At 65.5% G+C, this 15,509-nt stretch carries 16 protein-coding genes; 11 read left to right on the forward strand and 5 right to left on the reverse strand.

What is annotated here, in order from left to right; all coding sequences use genetic code 11:
- Positions 1–69 precede the first annotated feature (69 nt).
- From P6U28_RS30195 to P6U28_RS30210, 4 genes are read left to right on the forward strand one after another with little or no spacing between them, the layout of a single operon-like run.
- Positions 70–867 (forward strand): ComF family protein, encoded by a 798-nt coding sequence (locus P6U28_RS30195; protein WP_129144452.1) that lies wholly within the window; start codon positions 70–72, stop codon positions 865–867.
- A 47-nt stretch (positions 868–914) separates the two neighbouring features.
- Positions 915–1,190 carry a glutaredoxin 3 gene (gene grxC, locus P6U28_RS30200; RefSeq protein WP_122400538.1) on the forward strand — a complete coding sequence of 92 codons (276 nt, stop codon included), beginning with the start codon at positions 915–917 and terminating at the stop codon, positions 1,188–1,190.
- A complete protein-coding gene (locus P6U28_RS30205) occupies positions 1,187–2,065 on the forward strand; it encodes a carbon-nitrogen hydrolase family protein (protein WP_129144451.1) in 879 nt (292 codons plus the stop codon). The genes grxC and P6U28_RS30205 overlap by 4 nt, the downstream gene beginning before the upstream one ends.
- Complete coding sequence (locus P6U28_RS30210) at positions 2,062–2,538, forward strand: DUF1178 family protein (RefSeq protein ID WP_129144450.1); 477 nt, start codon at positions 2,062–2,064, stop codon at positions 2,536–2,538. Before P6U28_RS30205 ends, P6U28_RS30210 begins: the two co-directional genes overlap by 4 nt.
- Before the next feature lie 208 nt (positions 2,539–2,746).
- Here P6U28_RS30210 and P6U28_RS30215 read toward each other — a convergent pair whose 3' ends face one another.
- The 3 genes from P6U28_RS30215 to P6U28_RS30225 form a co-directional block, all read right to left on the reverse strand.
- Positions 2,747–3,646 carry an EamA family transporter gene (locus P6U28_RS30215; protein ID WP_407120392.1) on the reverse strand — a complete coding sequence of 300 codons (900 nt, stop codon included), beginning with the start codon at positions 3,644–3,646 and terminating at the stop codon, positions 2,747–2,749.
- A 178-nt stretch (positions 3,647–3,824) separates the two neighbouring features.
- The gene (gene ubiG / locus P6U28_RS30220; protein ID WP_162500077.1) at positions 3,825–4,592 is read right to left on the reverse strand and encodes a bifunctional 2-polyprenyl-6-hydroxyphenol methylase/3-demethylubiquinol 3-O-methyltransferase UbiG; all 768 of its coding nucleotides are present in this window, start codon (positions 4,590–4,592) and stop codon (positions 3,825–3,827) included.
- Positions 4,593–4,606: 14 nt separating this feature from the next.
- The gene (locus P6U28_RS30225; RefSeq protein ID WP_122400534.1) at positions 4,607–5,074 is read right to left on the reverse strand and encodes a PH domain-containing protein; all 468 of its coding nucleotides are present in this window, start codon (positions 5,072–5,074) and stop codon (positions 4,607–4,609) included.
- 151 nt (positions 5,075–5,225) lie between these two features.
- Between P6U28_RS30225 and P6U28_RS30230 the strand changes: the two genes are divergently transcribed.
- The 5 genes from P6U28_RS30230 to P6U28_RS30250 all read left to right on the forward strand — a co-directional run bounded on the left by P6U28_RS30230 (position 5,226) and on the right by P6U28_RS30250 (position 12,381).
- Positions 5,226–6,482 (forward strand): aspartate kinase, encoded by a 1,257-nt coding sequence (locus P6U28_RS30230; RefSeq protein WP_122400533.1) that lies wholly within the window; start codon positions 5,226–5,228, stop codon positions 6,480–6,482.
- Positions 6,483–6,858: 376 nt separating this feature from the next.
- Positions 6,859–9,126, forward strand: a complete 2,268-nt coding sequence (gene ptsP, locus P6U28_RS30235) for a phosphoenolpyruvate--protein phosphotransferase (RefSeq protein WP_122400532.1) — start codon at positions 6,859–6,861, stop codon at positions 9,124–9,126.
- Positions 9,127–9,183: 57 nt separating this feature from the next.
- Entirely contained in the window at positions 9,184–10,269 is a 1,086-nt protein-coding gene (gene prfA, locus P6U28_RS30240; RefSeq protein ID WP_122400531.1) for a peptide chain release factor 1, read from the forward strand.
- 3 nt (positions 10,270–10,272) lie between these two features.
- The gene (prmC, locus tag P6U28_RS30245; protein WP_407120393.1) at positions 10,273–11,154 is read left to right on the forward strand and encodes a peptide chain release factor N(5)-glutamine methyltransferase; all 882 of its coding nucleotides are present in this window, start codon (positions 10,273–10,275) and stop codon (positions 11,152–11,154) included.
- A 462-nt stretch (positions 11,155–11,616) separates the two neighbouring features.
- Positions 11,617–12,381, forward strand: coding sequence for a DUF4167 domain-containing protein (locus P6U28_RS30250; RefSeq protein WP_122400529.1), 765 nt, complete (start codon positions 11,617–11,619; stop codon positions 12,379–12,381).
- A gap of 137 nt (positions 12,382–12,518) precedes the next feature.
- On the opposite strand, the gene P6U28_RS30255 is transcribed toward P6U28_RS30250, so the two are convergent.
- A complete protein-coding gene (locus tag P6U28_RS30255) occupies positions 12,519–13,265 on the reverse strand; it encodes a class I SAM-dependent methyltransferase (protein WP_122400528.1) in 747 nt (248 codons plus the stop codon).
- 108 nt (positions 13,266–13,373) lie between these two features.
- On the opposite strand from P6U28_RS30255, the gene gloB reads away from it, so the two are divergent.
- Both gloB and P6U28_RS30265 read left to right on the forward strand, forming a co-directional pair.
- A complete protein-coding gene (gene gloB / locus P6U28_RS30260) occupies positions 13,374–14,141 on the forward strand; it encodes a hydroxyacylglutathione hydrolase (protein ID WP_407120394.1) in 768 nt (255 codons plus the stop codon).
- A gap of 23 nt (positions 14,142–14,164) precedes the next feature.
- Positions 14,165–14,587 carry a cupin domain-containing protein gene (locus P6U28_RS30265; protein WP_027577422.1) on the forward strand — a complete coding sequence of 141 codons (423 nt, stop codon included), beginning with the start codon at positions 14,165–14,167 and terminating at the stop codon, positions 14,585–14,587.
- 6 nt (positions 14,588–14,593) lie between these two features.
- Here P6U28_RS30265 and P6U28_RS30270 read toward each other — a convergent pair whose 3' ends face one another.
- Entirely contained in the window at positions 14,594–15,463 is an 870-nt protein-coding gene (locus P6U28_RS30270; protein ID WP_407120395.1) for a DMT family transporter, read from the reverse strand.
- Between the last annotated feature and the right edge of the window lie 46 nt (positions 15,464–15,509).

A 15,509-nucleotide genomic window follows, 5' to 3' on the forward strand; every position in this document is an offset into this window, starting at 1 on the left:
AGCGCTGCGCTGCGTCCGGGGACGAGACGACGGCTTGAGCAATCTATGGTGCAACGCTAGCCTCTCCTCATGGAAGCCGACGCCGCCCCTGCCCGTTCCATTCCCGCACCGCTGCGTGCCGCCTGGTCCGCCGGCGGCCGCGTGCTGTCGCGCGCAGCACGGCTCGCGCTCGACATCGCGCTGCCGACACTGTGCGTGTCCTGCCGCGAGCCGGTGGAGGGCGAGGGTGTTTGCGCTTCGTGCTGGGCGCGGCTGTCGTTCATCGAACGGCCCTTTTGTCCGCGGCTCGGCATCCCCTTCGTCTATGATCCCGGTCCCGACATGCTGTCGATGGAGGCGATTGCGAGCCCGCCGGCCTACCAGCGCGCCCGCGCGGCGGTGCGCTATGACGACGTCGCGCGCACGCTGGTCCATGCGCTGAAGTATCAGGACCGCACCGATCTGGCGCCGGCCATGGGCCGCTGGATGGCGCGCGCCGGCGGCGAGCTCCTGGCGGGCGCCGACATGCTGGTGCCGGTGCCCCTGCATTGGCGGCGCGCCTGGCGCCGCCGCTACAACCAGTCCGGAGCGCTGGCGCGCATCATCGAACGGCAGAGCGGGATCAGGGTGCGGGGCGATGTGCTGCGGCGGGTGCGTGCGACCGAGCAGCAGATCGGCCTGTCGCGGGCCCAGCGCGCCACCAATGTGCAGGGCGCATTCCAGGTATCTGCCGAGCGTCAAGCCGAGATCCAGGGCCGCCGCATCGTCCTGATCGACGATGTCCTGACCTCGGGTGCGACATTGGATGCCTGCGCGCGCGCCCTGCTCCGCGCCAAGGCAGCCCAGGTCGACGTGCTGGTGTTTGCCCGGGTTGTGGAGGTCAGGTGAAGTCCCATATAATTCAATGAATTCATGACATGAGAGCGCCTGACGAGATGACTGCTGCTGTCGAGATCTATACGAGGCCGGGCTGCGGCTATTGTTCCGCCGCCAAATCGCTGCTGACCCGCAAGAAGGCGACCTTCACCGAGTTCGACGTCGCCAAGAACCCGTCCTGGCGCCAGGAAATGTACGGCCGCGCCGGCCAAGGTTCGACTTTCCCGCAGATCTGGATCGGCGGCACCCATGTCGGCGGCTGTGACGACCTCTATGCGCTCGATCGCGAAGGCAAGCTCGACGGCATGCTCGAGAGCATCAAGGCCGCCATATGAGCGAGAATCGCACCTTCACCGCCGCCATGGTGCAAATGCGCACCGGCCTGCTGCCCGGGCCGAGCCTGGAACAGGCGACCAGGCTGATCCGGCAGGCTGCGGCCAATGGCGCCGACTACGTGCAGACGCCCGAAGTCAGCAACATGATGCAGCTGAACCGCAAGGCATTGTTCGAGCACCTGCAGAGCGAAGAGGACGACACTTCGCTGAAGGCGTACCGAGCGCTCGCGGCGGAGCTGAAGATCCACCTTCATGTCGGCTCGCTGGCGCTGCGCTTCTCGCCGGAGAAGGCGGTCAACCGCTCCTTCCTGATCGGGCCCGAGGGCAATGTGCTCGCGAGCTATGACAAGATCCACATGTTCGACATCGAGCTGCCGGACGGGGAGAGCTATCGCGAATCCGCCAACTACCAGCCGGGCGAGACCGCCGTGATCTCGGATCTGCCCTGGGGCCGCATCGGGCTGACGATCTGCTACGATCTGCGCTTCCCGGCACTCTATCGCGCTCTCGCCGAGAGCGGCGCCTATTTCATCACGGTGCCGTCGGCCTTCACCCGCAAGACCGGCGAAGCGCATTGGCACGTGCTGCTGCGCGCGCGTGCGATCGAGACCGGCTGCTTCATCTTTGCCGCGGCGCAGGCCGGGCTGCACGAGAACAAGCGCGAGACTTATGGCCACTCGCTGATCATCGATCCCTGGGGCGAGATCCTCGCCGAGGGCGACGTCGAGCCCGGCATTATCATGGCCAAGATCGACCCGGCCAAGGTCGAGACGGCGCGCCGCGCCATTCCATCGCTCCAGCACGGCCGCCGCTTCGGCGTCTCCGATCCCAAGGCGGGGCCTGACCATTTGCACCTCGTGCGGGGCTCGGCATGATCCGCTACGCGCTTCGCTGCGACCGCGGCCACGACTTCGAGAGCTGGTTTCAGAGCTCGTCGGCCTATGATTCGCAGGTGAAGCGAAAGCTCGTGACCTGCCCGATCTGCGGCTCGGCCAAGGTCGGCAAGGCGATCATGGCGCCGCGCATCGTCGGCAAGAAGGGTCGCGCCACGCCTCCGCCGGAAGCCGTGGCTGCGGCCACACCCGACACTACACCGTCCGGACCGACCTCGCTGCTGATGGCACAGGAGCGCGAGCTGCGCGCCAAGCTCAAGGAACTGCGCGATCACATCGTCAAGAACGCCGACAATGTCGGCGACCGTTTCGCCAACGAAGCTCGCGCCATGCACTATGGCGACAAGGAGCACCGTCCGATCTACGGCGAGGCCTCGCCGGACGAGGCGAAGTCGCTGATCGACGAAGGCATCGAGGTCTCGCCGCTGCCGACGCTGCCGGAAGACCGAAATTAGCACCGTCGTTCCGGGGCGCGCAAAGCGCGAACTCAGGTGCGCAGCTGCGCACCTGAGTTCCTCGAGATTCCGGGTTCGCCCTTCGGGCGCCCCGGAATGACAGCCAGTTAAAGCATGATCCGGAAAAGTGCGAAGCGGTTTTCCGGAAAGATCATGCGTAAACAACAAGCTAAAGCGCGATGACGATTCATCCAAATCGCATCGCGCTTTAGACGCCCACCAGCACCGCCACGCCGACCACGATCAGCGCGATGCCTGCAAGCTCGCGCGGCGCGATCGGCTGCTTGAACGAATAGTAGGCCACGCCTTGCGCGAACAGCACCTCGATCAAGGCGAGCGTGCGGACGTTGGCGGCGGCCGTCAGCGCGAACGCCAGGAACCAGAACTGCGAGGCGAAGGCGCCCGTGAAGCCCGCCAGCATCGACGGCCTCCACATGCCGAGGATGCCGCGCAACACGTCCGGCGCGCGCCAGAGCAGATAGATCGTCAGCACCAGCGTCTGCACGAACAGGCCGAGCACCAGCGTGAACGACGACGCCGTCACGAACGACACGTTCGGCACGGTGATGATGGCGCCGCGAAAACCGACCGCGGAGAGCGCGAAGGCCGCGGCCGCGACGAGGCCGGTGATGGTCGGCTTCAACTCCGCAAAGCTCTTCTCTCCGCCGGGCCGCAGCGCGGTGATGACGACACCGACGGTCGCGATCACGATCGCCAGCACCTTGAGCCAGGTCAGATGATCGCCGAGGAAGACGAAGCCGAAGATCGCGGTCTGGATCGCTTCGGTCTTGAGGTAAGCCGTGGTCACGACGAAGGAGCGGTCGTTCATCGCGAGCAGCATCAGGCCGGTCGCAACGATCTGGCTGAGCGCCCCGAGCAGCAGCCAGGGCCAGAACACGGCCAGCGGCATGCCGATATGATCGCCGGTCGCGACCAGCACCACGCCGAGGAACAGCAGCGAGAACGGGAAGCCGAACAGGAAGCGGATATTGGTCGCCCCCCAGGTCCCCAGCGGCTTCGTCAGCGACCGCTGCATCGCATTGCGCGCGACTTGGCCCAGCGCAGCAATGATCGTGAAGGGAATCCAGAGGCTGGCGATGGTGAGCATCGGGGGGGTGGAAAGGTTAGACAAACAGAGCGATTACCGTGACGGGAACAGACTCACTGGTCAACCGCATGGGTGTCATGGGTGCGATGCTCTCGCAACAAATTCGGTGTCGTCCCTGCGAACGCAGTGCGTTCGCTGGGACGACAGCGACTGTGGAGAAACAGATCGCGCCACAGCCTCACACCATCGCTTCCGCGACCACCATATAGTTCACGTCCATGTCGGACGAGAGGCTCCATTTATCGGCGAACGGTGAGTAGACGACGCCGGTCTGCTCGGTGATGACGAGGCGGTTGTCGAGCAGATATTTGGTCAGCTCGTCCGGCGTGACGAACTTGTTCCATTCGTGAGTGCCGCGCGGCAGCCAACGCAGCACGTATTCGGCGCCGACGATGGCAAGGGCGAAGCTCTTCCAGTTGCGGTTCAGCGTCGAGACCACCATCAGGCCGTTCGGCTTCAGCATTGAGGCGCAGCGCTTCAGGAAGATGCCGACGTCGGTGACGTGCTCGACCACCTCCATCGCCAGCACGATGTCGAAGCGCTCGCGCGGGTCGATCTCCTCCACCGTGGTGCAGCGATAGTCGATCGCAAGATGGCTCTTGTCGGCGTGCAGCTTCGCGGCCGCGATGTTGCTCGCCGAAGGGTCGATGCCGATGACCTGAGCCCCCAGGCGCGACAGCGGTTCGCAGAGCAGGCCGGCGCCGCAGCCGATGTCGAGCACGCGCAAGGACCCGAGGCAATTGAGGCTGCGGACGTTGCGCTCGAACTTGCGACAGGCGGCGTCGCGGATATAGCCGAGCCGCAGCGGGTTGATCCGGTGCAGCGGCGCCATCTTGCCCTTGGGGTCCCACCACTCCGCCGAAAGTTTTGAGAATTTCGCGATCTCGGCGGCGTCGACGGTCGAGCCCGGCTGGGCGGAGAGGGAAGTATTTTGCTGCATGCTCATGGTTACGCGCGGTCCTACCGCGTGGTGATCGAACTACGGAAAGCGAGCGGCGAGGCGATCGTCTTGATCGTCTCGATCCCCTCGCCGACGCCGCGAATCGTCACGTCGCCGTAGTTGAGAATACGTCCAAGAATGGTCTGGTCGACGTCGACGCTCTCGACCTTGTCGAGCGCCATCTCGAAGGTTCGGCGCCTGATGAAACCGGTCTTGTGCACGACCCTGAGGTTGGTGACGTCGGTCTCGGTGGTGAAGCGATGGAACCAGCCCTTGATGGTCCAGTACAGGGCCGCCAGAGCCACGAGACCGGAGGCGACGAGGCAAAGCAAAACCAGCCCCTCGGCGGTGGCCTGCCGCGACAGGATGAACAAAACCAGCGCCACGATCCAGGCCACGATGGCCGGAAAGTAGAAGATCCAGTGCGCATTGGTCGAATACAGCACCCGCTCGCCCGGTTGCAGGATCTCGTCGATATAGCGCGCCATGATCTCGGTTAACCCACTCCCCCGCACCCTGCCCCCGCAGGAACCCGCTTGCCCCCGGCCCCGCCGCTCTGTATACGCGCGGTCGGTGTCCGTGAGGCACGTCCGGTGCGGGTCACCATACTGATCCTTATGAAGGAATGCACGCGTCGTCATGAGCCGCCTCGTGATGAAATTCGGCGGCACGTCCGTCGCCAACATCGAACGTATCCGCAACGTCGCACGCCATGTGAAGCGTGAGGTCGATGCCGGCCATGAAGTGGCCGTGGTCGTCTCGGCGATGGCTGGCAAGACCAACGAGCTGGTGGCCTGGTGCACAGAGGCCTCACCGATGCACGATGCGCGCGAATACGACGCCGTGGTCGCCTCGGGCGAACAGGTGACGTCCGGTCTTCTTGCCATCGTGCTCCAGGGCATGGGCATCCAGGCCCGCTCCTGGCAGGGCTGGCAGATCCCGATCAAGACCAGCGACGCCCATGCCTCGGCCCGGATCGAGGACATCGACGGCAGCGAGATCATCAAGCGTTTCAAGGAGCGCAAGGAGGTCGCGGTCATCGCCGGCTTCCAGGGCATCACCCCCGAGACGGGTCGCATCACCACGCTCGGCCGCGGCGGCTCCGACACCTCGGCCGTGGCGATCGCCGCCGCCGTCAAGGCGGACCGTTGCGATATCTACACCGACGTCGACGGGGTCTACACCACCGACCCGCGAATCGTGCCGAAGGCCAAGAGGCTCGACAAGATCGCGTTCGAAGACATGCTGGAACTGGCCTCGCAGGGCGCCAAAGTGCTCCAGGTCCGCTCCGTGGAACTCGGCATGGTCCACAACATGCCGATCTTCGTCCGCTCGAGCTTCGACAAGCCCGAGGATATCGACCCGCATGCCAACCAGCCGCCCGGCACGCTGATCTGCAGCGAGGAGGAGATCATGGAAAGCCACGTCGTCACCGGCATCGCCTTTTCGAAGGACGAGGCCCAGATCTCGGTGCGCCACATCGAGGACAAGCCTGGCGTTGCGGCCTCGATCTTCGGCCCCCTGGCGGAGGCCAACATCAACGTCGACATGATCGTGCAAAATGTTTCCGAGGACGGCAAGACCACCGACCTCACCTTCACGGTGCCGGCGGCCGACTACACCCGCGCCAAGGAGACGATTACCGCGGCCAAGGCCAAGATCGGCTATGCACGGCTCGATACCGCCACCGACGTCGCCAAGATCTCGGTGATCGGCAGCGGCATGCGCAGCCATGCCGGCGTCGCCGCCCAGGCGTTCTCGGCCCTTGCGGGGCGGAACATCAACATCCGGGCCATTACAACCTCCGAGATCAAATTCTCGGTCTTGATCGACACCGCCTATACCGAGCTTGCGGTGCGCACCCTGCACACGCTCTACGGCCTCGACCAGGCCTAAAGCACGACCCGTCGTCGCGCTTCAGATCGTCGTTTGAGCATGGTCTTTCCGGAAAACCGCTCCGCACTTTTCCGGACCATGCCTGGGCTAATTTTCTCTTAGCGGTCGCAGCAAACGCTGGGGTGTACACACCTTCGCGTTTGGCAGGCGTTTTGCTTGGCAAAACAAGCCTCAATTCGCTATACGGCGGACAGGGTGGGCTGCCGCAGACTGTGTCCCAGTTCAGGCGGCGCTGATTCGGTACAAGTGCCAAATCTCGAGTAGATTTTTGGGCTTGTGCCTGCGCCGGACAAACAATTTGGTTGTTTTTCTGGAATTTTGGGCCAGCCGCCGGCCGATATCGCCGGGTCCGGCAGACGGAGGAGATTGACGGTTCATGCGGAGCGCGTCGGGAGGTCCCCGCGTCTTGTTGAGACGGCTCCGCGAAACCATGGCGGAGCAGGTCTCGGCCCAGGAGCGGCTGGACAAGATCGTGGTGCTGATCGCCGCCAACATGGTGGCCGAGGTGTGTTCGGTCTACGTGCTGCGCGTCGACAACACGCTCGAGCTCTACGCCACTGAAGGCCTCAACCGCGAGGCGGTGCACCACACCGTGCTCAGCGCCCATGAGGGCCTCGTCGGCCTCGTCGCCAGCGAGGCGACGCCGCTCAACCTCAGCGATGCGCAGAGCCACCCGGCCTTCTCGTTCCGCCCCGAAACCGGCGAAGAAATTTATCACTCCTTCCTCGGCGTGCCGATCCTGCGCGCCGGCAACACGCTCGGCGTGCTGGTGGTGCAGAATCGCGCCAAGCGCAACTATGTCGAGGAGGAACTCGAGGCGCTGCAAACCACCGCCATGGTGCTGGCGGAGCTGATCGCCTCGGGCGAGCTGTCGGCGCTCGCCAAGCCCGGCCTGGAGCCGGCCGCACGCCATTCCGCGCAGAAGGTCGGCGCCATCCTCTCGGAAGGCATCGCGCTCGGCCACGTCGTGCTGCACGAGCCGCGCGTCGTCATCAAGGACTACATCGCCGAGGACCTGCCGAAGGAGATCAAGCGGCTCGACAGCGCACTGGCCAAGCTGCGCGCCGATCTCGACCGCATGCTGGAGCGCGGCGACGTCGCCGACGGCGGCGAGCATCGCGACGTGCTGGAAGCCTACCGCATGTTCGCCAACGACCAGGGCTGGTCGCACAAGCTGCACGAGGCGGTCGCCACCGGCCTCACGGCGGAGGCCGCCGTCGAGCGTGTGCAGTCCGACACCCGCGCGCGCATGCTGCGCTCGACCGATCCCTATCTGCGCGACCGCCTGCACGATCTCGAGGATCTCGGCTACCGCCTGATGCGACAGCTCGTCGGCCAGGATCATGCGCCTTCACGCGAGCAACTGCCCGACAACGCCATCGTCATCGCCCGCGCCATGGGCCCGGCGGCGCTGCTCGATTACGACCGCAAGCGCCTGCGCGGCATCGTGCTGGAGGAAGGCACCGCCAATTCCCACGTCTCGATCGTGGCACGTGCGCTCGGCATTCCCGCCGTCGGCGAAGTCCCGAACGCCCCCGGCATCGCCGATCCCGGCGACCCCATCATCGTCGACGGCACCTCCGGCACGATCTATGTGCGCCCGTCGCAGGAGATCGAGGCCGCCTTCGCCGAGCGCGTGCGCTTCCGGGCCCGCCGCCAGGCACAGTATCTGGCGCTGCGCGACCGGCCCTGCGTCACCAAGGACGGCCAGAAGGTCGAGCTGATGATCAACGCAGGGTTGGCCATCGACCTGCCGCATATCGAGGACACCGGCAGCGCCGGCATCGGCCTGTTCCGCACCGAGCTGCAATTCATGGTCGGCCAGAGCCTGCCGCGCACCAGCGACCAGCTCGCGCTCTATCGCACCGTTCTGGATGCCGCCGGCAGCAAGCCGGTCACGTTCCGCACCCTCGATATCGGCGGCGACAAGGCGCTGCCCTATATGGAAGCGGTGATCGAAGAAAATCCCGCGCTCGGCTGGCGCGCGATCCGGCTCGGGCTCGATCGCCCCGGCCTGTTGCGCGGCCAGATCCGCGCGCTGCTGCGCGCCGGCGGCGGCCGCGCGCTGCGCATCATGTTCCCGATGATCTCGGAGGTCGCCGAATTCGACGCAGCCAAGGCGCTGGTCGAGCGCGAGCTCACTTACTTGCGCCAGCACGGCCACACGCTGCCTGAAAGAATCGATATCGGCACCATGGTCGAGGTGCCGGCTCTGCTCTATCAGCTCGACGAGCTCCTGAAGAAGGTCGATTTCATCTCAGTCGGTTCCAACGACCTGTTCCAGTTCCTGTTCGCGGTCGACCGCGGCAATGCCAAGGTGTCCGAACGCTTCGACACCATGTCGGCGCCGATCCTGCGCGCGCTGCGCGACATCGCACGCAAGGCGCACGCGGCGCAGAAGTCGCTGTCGCTCTGCGGCGAGATGGCGTCCAAGCCGATCGGCGCGCTGGCGCTGATCGCGCTGGGCTACCGCTCGCTGTCGCTTTCGGCGACTGCGCTCGGCCCGGTCAAGGCGATGGTGCTCGACCTCGACGCCAAGAAGGCCGAAGCCATACTCAACCCTCTGCTGGATGCGCCGGCGGGCAGCGTCTCGATCCGGCAGAAGCTGACGGAATTTGCGGAGGCCGAGGGCCTTGCGTTGTAGCGGACCTGCCGCTGCTCCCTGCCGCCTCGCCTTCTTCCGCCCTTTGAGACCGAACCGATGTCGTCACTCCCCGAAGCAAAACTGGACGTCCTGCTCGCGCATCACGCCTCGCTCGAGGCCGAATCGCTCGGGCAGCTCACCTCCGAGCGATATGTGCAGATCACGCGCGAGCTCGCCGAGATCACGCCGCTGGTCGAGGCGGTGAAAGCCTATCGTTCCGCGGTCAAGGAGCTCGCCGACGCCGAGGCGCTGATCGCCGATCCCGCCACCGATGCCGAGATGCGGAGCATGGCGGAAGCCGAGCGCGACGAGCTGACGCCCAGAATCGAGGAACTGGTCCAGAAGATCCGCGTCGCGCTCTTGCCCAAGGACGCCATGGACGACCGCAACGTGGTGCTGGAAATCCGCGCCGGCACCGGCGGCGACGAGGCCTCGCTGTTCGCCGGCGACCTGTTCCGGATGTACGAGCGCTTCGCGGCCTTGCAGGGCTGGAAGGTCGAGGTGATCTCGGCGAGCGAAGGCACGGTCGGCGGCTACAAGGAAATCATCGCGGAGGTGCAGGGCCGCGGCGCGTTCTCGAAGCTGAAATTCGAATCCGGCGTGCACCGCGTGCAGCGCGTGCCCGACACCGAGACGCAGGGGCGCATCCACACCTCGGCAGCGACCGTGGCCGTGCTGCCGGAGGTCGAAGACGTCGACGTCGACATCAAGAACGAGGATCTGCGGATCGAGACCATGCGCGCGCAAGGCGCGGGCGGTCAGCACGTCAACAAGACCGAATCGGCGATCCGCATCACCCACATCCCGACCGGCATCGTGGTGATGATGCAGGACAGCCGCTCGCAGCACAAGAACCGCGCCTCGGCCATGAACATCCTGCGCTCACGCATCTACGACGCCGAGCGCCAGCGTGTCGACGCCGCACGCTCGGCCGAGCGCAAGGAGAAGGTGGGCTCCGGCGACCGCTCCGAGCGCATCCGCACCTATAATTTCCCGCAAGGGCGCGTCACCGACCATCGCATCAACCTGACGCTCTACAAGCTGCCGCAGGTGATCGCGGGTGAAGCGCTGGGCGAATTGATCGACGCGCTGACGACAGAGCACCAGGCCGCACAGCTCGCTGCGCAGGGCGCGGCGGCCTGAAGCGTGGGCAACCCTTTCGCCGGACAATCCATCGAGCGCGCCCGGCGTACGCTGGCTGCGCAGCTGAAATCGGCACAGCTCGACGAAGCCGAGCTCGACGCCCGCACCCTGATCAGTGCGGCGCTCGGCCTCGACCTCACCGGTCTGGCCACGCAGGCGGCCCGTCCTCTCACCGCAGCCGAAGCATCGCGGCTGGCGCAGCATGCGCAGCGCCGCATCGCTGGCGAGCCTGTGGCGCGCATCCTCGGGACACGCGAATTCTGGGGCCTGCCCTTCCGCCTGTCGGAAGCAACCCTGGTTCCGCGGCCCGACACCGAAACCGTGGTCGAGCTTGCGCTCGAAATCTTTCGCGAGCGGCAGGCGTCCCATCCGCCCCGCATCGCCGACATCGGCACCGGATCGGGCGCGATCCTGCTCGCGCTGCTGCACGAAATTCCGGATGCTTTCGGCGTCGGCACCGACCTCAGCCTGAACGCGCTCAAAACGGCCAGCAACAATGCCGCGGCGCTCGGCCTCGCCGACCGCGCCGCCTTCGTCGCCTGCTCCTATGCGGCGGCGCTCCGCGGCCCGTTCGATCTCATGGTCTCGAACCCGCCCTATATTCCCTCGGGCGAGATTCCGAAATTGAGCATCGAGGTGCGCGAGCATGATCCGCATCTGGCGCTCGACGGCGGCAATGACGGATACGACGCCTACCGCGCCCTGATCCCGCAGGCGGCCGAGCGCCTCGCCCCCGGCGGGGCGCTGATCGTCGAGGCCGGACAGGGCCAGGCCCAAAATATTGAAACCTTGATGAGGGGCGCCGCGTTATCGCTGGACAGGCCACCCAAGGCCGACTTGGCAGGCATTCCACGGGCGGTTTCGGCCCGAAAAATGCCCCCATAAAAGCCGGTTTGGGCTGCAAAAACCTCTTGGAATATCGCCTGGGAACGACTACGTTCCGTTCAACACATCGGTGCCGGCCCCGTAGACCTACGGGCGAAAGCCGGGCTCTCGGGCGAGAGCTTTACTGATTTAAAGGTTCCAAGCCGCAGGTCCTGTTGAGCGCGATGGCCAGTGGAGCTGCGCTGCTCTCCGACCGCAACGTGAACGAAAGCCAGATATTGCGCTTGAAGACTGACGCAAGAAAGCTGGGCTTGTTTCGGCAAGCGAAATGAATGGGTTCGCTGGCAATGTATGCTGGCGAGTGGGGAACGCGTCTTTGTTGAACGCGACGGTCGACGAACATCGGCAGGGTTCGATCCGCTTTTGCGCGCGGTGCGCGCGACAGGTGTGAGCCGCTGGCACCAGGTCACTCCTAGCAATCAGTATGCGTGCAATCTTTAGGGCTGGAATTAAAGGCAGGACATGAGAAACGGTCAAAACAAGCAGCGGATGCGCAACCGCAACAACAATAACAACAACCGACGCGGCCAGAACCCGATGACCCGGGTCTACGAATCCAACGGACCCGACATCAAGATTCGCGGCACCGCTTCGCACATCGCCGAAAAGTATCTCCAGCTTGCGCGTGACGCGCGCTCTTCCGGCGACCCCGTTGCAGCCGAGAACTACTACCAGCACGCCGAGCATTATTTCCGCCTGATCGCGGCGGCCCAGGAGCAGTTCCGCCAGAACCAGCAACCGCGCGGCGATGAGCCCATCAGCAGCAGCGACGACGGCGAGGACGACGGCGAGAATTTCTCGGCCTTCGGCCAGGAGCCGGGTTTCGTCCCGCAGCCCCAGCAGCAGCCCTTCATGCGCGACCGCGATGGGCAGCGCGATCACCACCAGCGTGATCACCAGCCGCGAGACAACCAGCAGCCCTACCAGCGTGACAACCAGCAGCCGCGCGAGCACCGCGAACGCGACCATCGTCCGCAGCCGCAATATCAGCCGCAGCCGCAGCCCGCGAACCAGCCGCAGCCCGTCATCGCCGATGCCGGCGGTGTCGACCGCCTGCCGTCCTTCATCACCGGCGCGCAGCCGCAGGTGAACGGCGGCCAGGGCGGCTTCGAGGGCGGCGGTGGCGGCGAGCGCTATCCGCGCCGGCGGCGCCGGCCGCATGGGCCGCGTCCCGAGCGCGAAGCGGCTCCCGCCGCGTCCAGCGACGAGGTCGCCCCGGGCGAGTAAGCTCCTTCTGATTTTCTGATCTGGATCGTCCCGGCCTCGCCGGGACGATTTGTTTGTGACGATGTGCGTTGGTTGAATTTATGGGAACGCACGGGCACGGATCACCCGTCCCGTCAGGCCCGTAAGGAGAGGTGAAGCTAACTCCGCGTCACCGTCGTCGAGGACGGCACCAGCACCGGCTTCGCGAGCGAGGGAATGAGCCGTACGCGCTCGCGCTTGGCGGGGATCGCGCGGTAGACCTGCTTGGTCGCCTCCACGATATGGACGCCGGCAAAGGGCAGCGACAACGCCGCACCGGCACGCTCCCACATCTGCGCCGATTTCAACACCCAGCCGCCGGCATAAGGCGGCATGAACAGTGCCTCGCCCCAGGCGGTCGGCGTGAACCAGGTCTGGCGCAAGAGCTCGGTGATCTGCGAGCGCGAATAGGGCCGGCCGTGGCCGAACGGCGTGCTGTCGGTGCGGGTCCAAACCCCCCGCCGGTTCGGGATCACGGCGATGACGCGCCCCGAGGGCGCCAGCACCCGCCACACTTCGCGCAGCAGCGCAGCCGGATCGTCCGACATCTCCAGCGCGTGGACCAGCAGGATGCGGTCGACGGCAGCGTCAGGAAGCGGCAGCGAGAACTCATCCACCAACGAGGCCAGCGCCGGCCGGCCCGTCGGCCATTTCAGGACGCCCTGGGCCGCCGGCATGAAGGCGATGCACCGCTCGGCGTCCTCGCGGAACAACCCCAGATAGGGCGTCGGATAGCCGATGCCGAGCACGCGCTGGCCCGCGGCGTTGGGCCAGCGTTCCCTGATGCCGCGATTGATCATTTGCCGCGCCACGATCCCGAGGCGGCGGGAGTAGAACTCGCGGAGGTCGACGACGTCGATGGTCATGACGGCAATGTAACATGCGCGAGGGCGCCGCTGCGCGCGGAATATTGCATTGCCTGCGCAACGTTAACGCCATATTTGTCTGCCGGGGCTGGGCGCGATGGAGATGACATGGCCGCCGAAATTCGTACTTTCACCTGTTTAAACGACAATTTCGGTTATCTGATCCACGATGTGGAAACCAAAGCGACGGCATCGATCGACGCGCCGGAGGCCGGTCCCATCCTCGAGGCCCTGGAGCGCGAGAGCTGGCAGCTGACCGACATCCTGATCACCCATCATCATGGCGATCATGTCGGGGGGGTTGCCGAACTCAAGCAGAGATACAATTGCCGCGTCGTCGCACCGCACGACAAGACGACGAAGATTGCGAATGTCGACCTGCGCGTCGCCAACGCCGACGTGATCAAGATCGGCAATTTGCTGGCGCGTGTCGTGGAGACGCCCGGCCACACGCTCGACCATATCTCCTACGTGTTCGACAATGAGAAGGCGGTGTTCGCCGCCGATACGCTGTTCTCGATCGGATGCGGCCGCGTCTTCGAGGGCACCTATCCGATGATGTGGGATTCGCTCCTGAAGCTGCGCGCCCTGCCCGACGACTTCAAGCTCTATTGCGGCCACGAATACACGGCGTCCAACGTCAAGTTCGCTCTCACCATCGAGCCGGACAATGCGGCGCTGCAGGCGCGCGCCGCGGAGGTGACGAAGCTCCGGGCCGAGAACAAGCCGACCATTCCCTCGCTGCTGGGTGACGAGAAGCGCGCAAACGTGTTCCTGCGCGCCGATGAGCCGGCGGTCGCGGCCAAGCTGCACATGAAGGGCGCGGATCCCGCCGCAGTGTTCGGCGAACTCCGCGAGCGCAAGAACAAGTCCTGAAGAACAAATCCTGGCGGGCATCGATGCCGACCGCAGCCGAGATCATCGCGCGCCTCGAACTCCGGCCGCATCCCGAAGGCGGGCATTACCGCGAAACGTTTCGCGATCAAGCCACGGACGCCAACGGGCGTTCGCGCTCGACCCTGATCTACTTCCTGCTCGCGCGCGGCGAGCGTTCGCACTGGCATCGCGTCGATGCGGTCGAGACCTGGCACTATTACGCCGGCAGTCCCTTGATGCTGCGCATCGCCCATGACGGCTGCTCGCAGCACGAGGTACGGCTCGGCACCGACCTCGTCAGCGGCGAGCGGCCGCAGGCCATCGTGCCGGCGAATGCCTGGCAGATGGCGGAAACCACGGGCGAATGGACGCTGGTCGGCTGCACCGTGGCGCCCGCGTTCGAGTTCGCAGGCTTCGAGCTCGCGCCGGCGGGCTGGGAACCGTAGTGATCTTCACCTCTTCCGCAGCACCATGTCCTTCGCCGCGATCAGGCCGCCGCCGGCAATCAGGATCGCAGCAATCGCGATGTTGGTGCTGGCCTTGGCAAAACCGGCAGCGATGAGGAATCCGGTCGAGAGCAGCGGCGTCGCGTAGGAGGCGGCGCCGAGCACGCGGATGTCGCCGCGCTTCATGCCGATGTCCCAGGCGTAGAACGCGGCACCGACGGGGCCGATGCCGAGTGCGATGACCGAGAGCCATTGCACCGTGGTCTCCGGCCAGACCGTGGTTTCAAGCAGGCCATGCATCAGCGCGGCCAGTATGGCCGTGGCGAGACAGAAGCCCGCGACGGCATCGGTCGGCACCGCCTTCAATCGACGGGATAGCACCGAATAGCTTGCCCAGACGAAAGCGGCGATGAAGGCCGCGATCAATCCCGGCACCGCGCCCGGCGCGAAGCCGGAGGTGTTGCCGGCGAACAGCAGCACGGTGCCGACGAGGCCGAGCACGGCGCCGATGATGTGATGCGCGGCCAGCCGCTCACCGGGCAGGAATGACGAGAACAGCACGATCAATAGCGGCCACAGATAATTCAGAAGGCCGGCTTCGGCCGGCGGGGCGAAGCGCAGCGCGAGAAAATACAGCGCGTGATAGCCGAACAGGCCACCGACGCCGACGACCCAGACCACGAGCGGCTGCTTAAGGCTTTTCGCCGCCCCGCTCCGCCCGATCCAGGTGAGCAGGCCGACGACACCGCCAATCGCGAAGGTCATCGCAGCGAGCTGAAACGCCGGGATCTTTCCCGTCGCCACCGTCATCACTGAGAGCAGCGACCACATCAGGATCGCGGTCAATCCGATCAGCGTGGCAGTGCGGGGAGTCATTCGAGGGAGCCCTTGTCATTCCGGGATGGCGCATAGCGCCAGACCC

The sequence above is a fragment of the Bradyrhizobium sp. STM 3561 genome, assembly GCF_045571455.1.
GTDB lineage: Bacteria > Pseudomonadota > Alphaproteobacteria > Rhizobiales > Xanthobacteraceae > Bradyrhizobium > Bradyrhizobium vignae.

Bases quoted from the DNA above. Each gene is read 5' to 3' on its own strand.
- P6U28_RS30195 (WP_129144452.1), top strand. From the start codon at position 70: ATGGAAGCCGACGCCGCCCCTGCCCGTTCCATTCCCGCACCGCTGCGT.
- grxC (WP_122400538.1), top strand. From the start codon at position 915: ATGACTGCTGCTGTCGAGATCTATACGAGGCCGGGCTGCGGCTATTGT.
- P6U28_RS30205 (WP_129144451.1), top strand. From the start codon at position 1,187: ATGAGCGAGAATCGCACCTTCACCGCCGCCATGGTGCAAATGCGCACC.
- P6U28_RS30210 (WP_129144450.1), top strand. From the start codon at position 2,062: ATGATCCGCTACGCGCTTCGCTGCGACCGCGGCCACGACTTCGAGAGC.
- P6U28_RS30215 (WP_407120392.1), bottom strand. From the start codon at position 3,646: ATGCTCACCATCGCCAGCCTCTGGATTCCCTTCACGATCATTGCTGCG.
- ubiG (WP_162500077.1), bottom strand. From the start codon at position 4,592: ATGAGCATGCAGCAAAATACTTCCCTCTCCGCCCAGCCGGGCTCGACC.
- P6U28_RS30225 (WP_122400534.1), bottom strand. From the start codon at position 5,074: ATGGCGCGCTATATCGACGAGATCCTGCAACCGGGCGAGCGGGTGCTG.
- P6U28_RS30230 (WP_122400533.1), top strand. From the start codon at position 5,226: ATGAGCCGCCTCGTGATGAAATTCGGCGGCACGTCCGTCGCCAACATC.
- ptsP (WP_122400532.1), top strand. From the start codon at position 6,859: ATGCGGAGCGCGTCGGGAGGTCCCCGCGTCTTGTTGAGACGGCTCCGC.
- prfA (WP_122400531.1), top strand. From the start codon at position 9,184: ATGTCGTCACTCCCCGAAGCAAAACTGGACGTCCTGCTCGCGCATCAC.
- P6U28_RS30250 (WP_122400529.1), top strand. From the start codon at position 11,617: ATGAGAAACGGTCAAAACAAGCAGCGGATGCGCAACCGCAACAACAAT.
- P6U28_RS30255 (WP_122400528.1), bottom strand. From the start codon at position 13,265: ATGACCATCGACGTCGTCGACCTCCGCGAGTTCTACTCCCGCCGCCTC.
- gloB (WP_407120394.1), top strand. From the start codon at position 13,374: ATGGCCGCCGAAATTCGTACTTTCACCTGTTTAAACGACAATTTCGGT.
- P6U28_RS30265 (WP_027577422.1), top strand. From the start codon at position 14,165: ATGCCGACCGCAGCCGAGATCATCGCGCGCCTCGAACTCCGGCCGCAT.
- P6U28_RS30270 (WP_407120395.1), bottom strand. From the start codon at position 15,463: ATGACTCCCCGCACTGCCACGCTGATCGGATTGACCGCGATCCTGATG.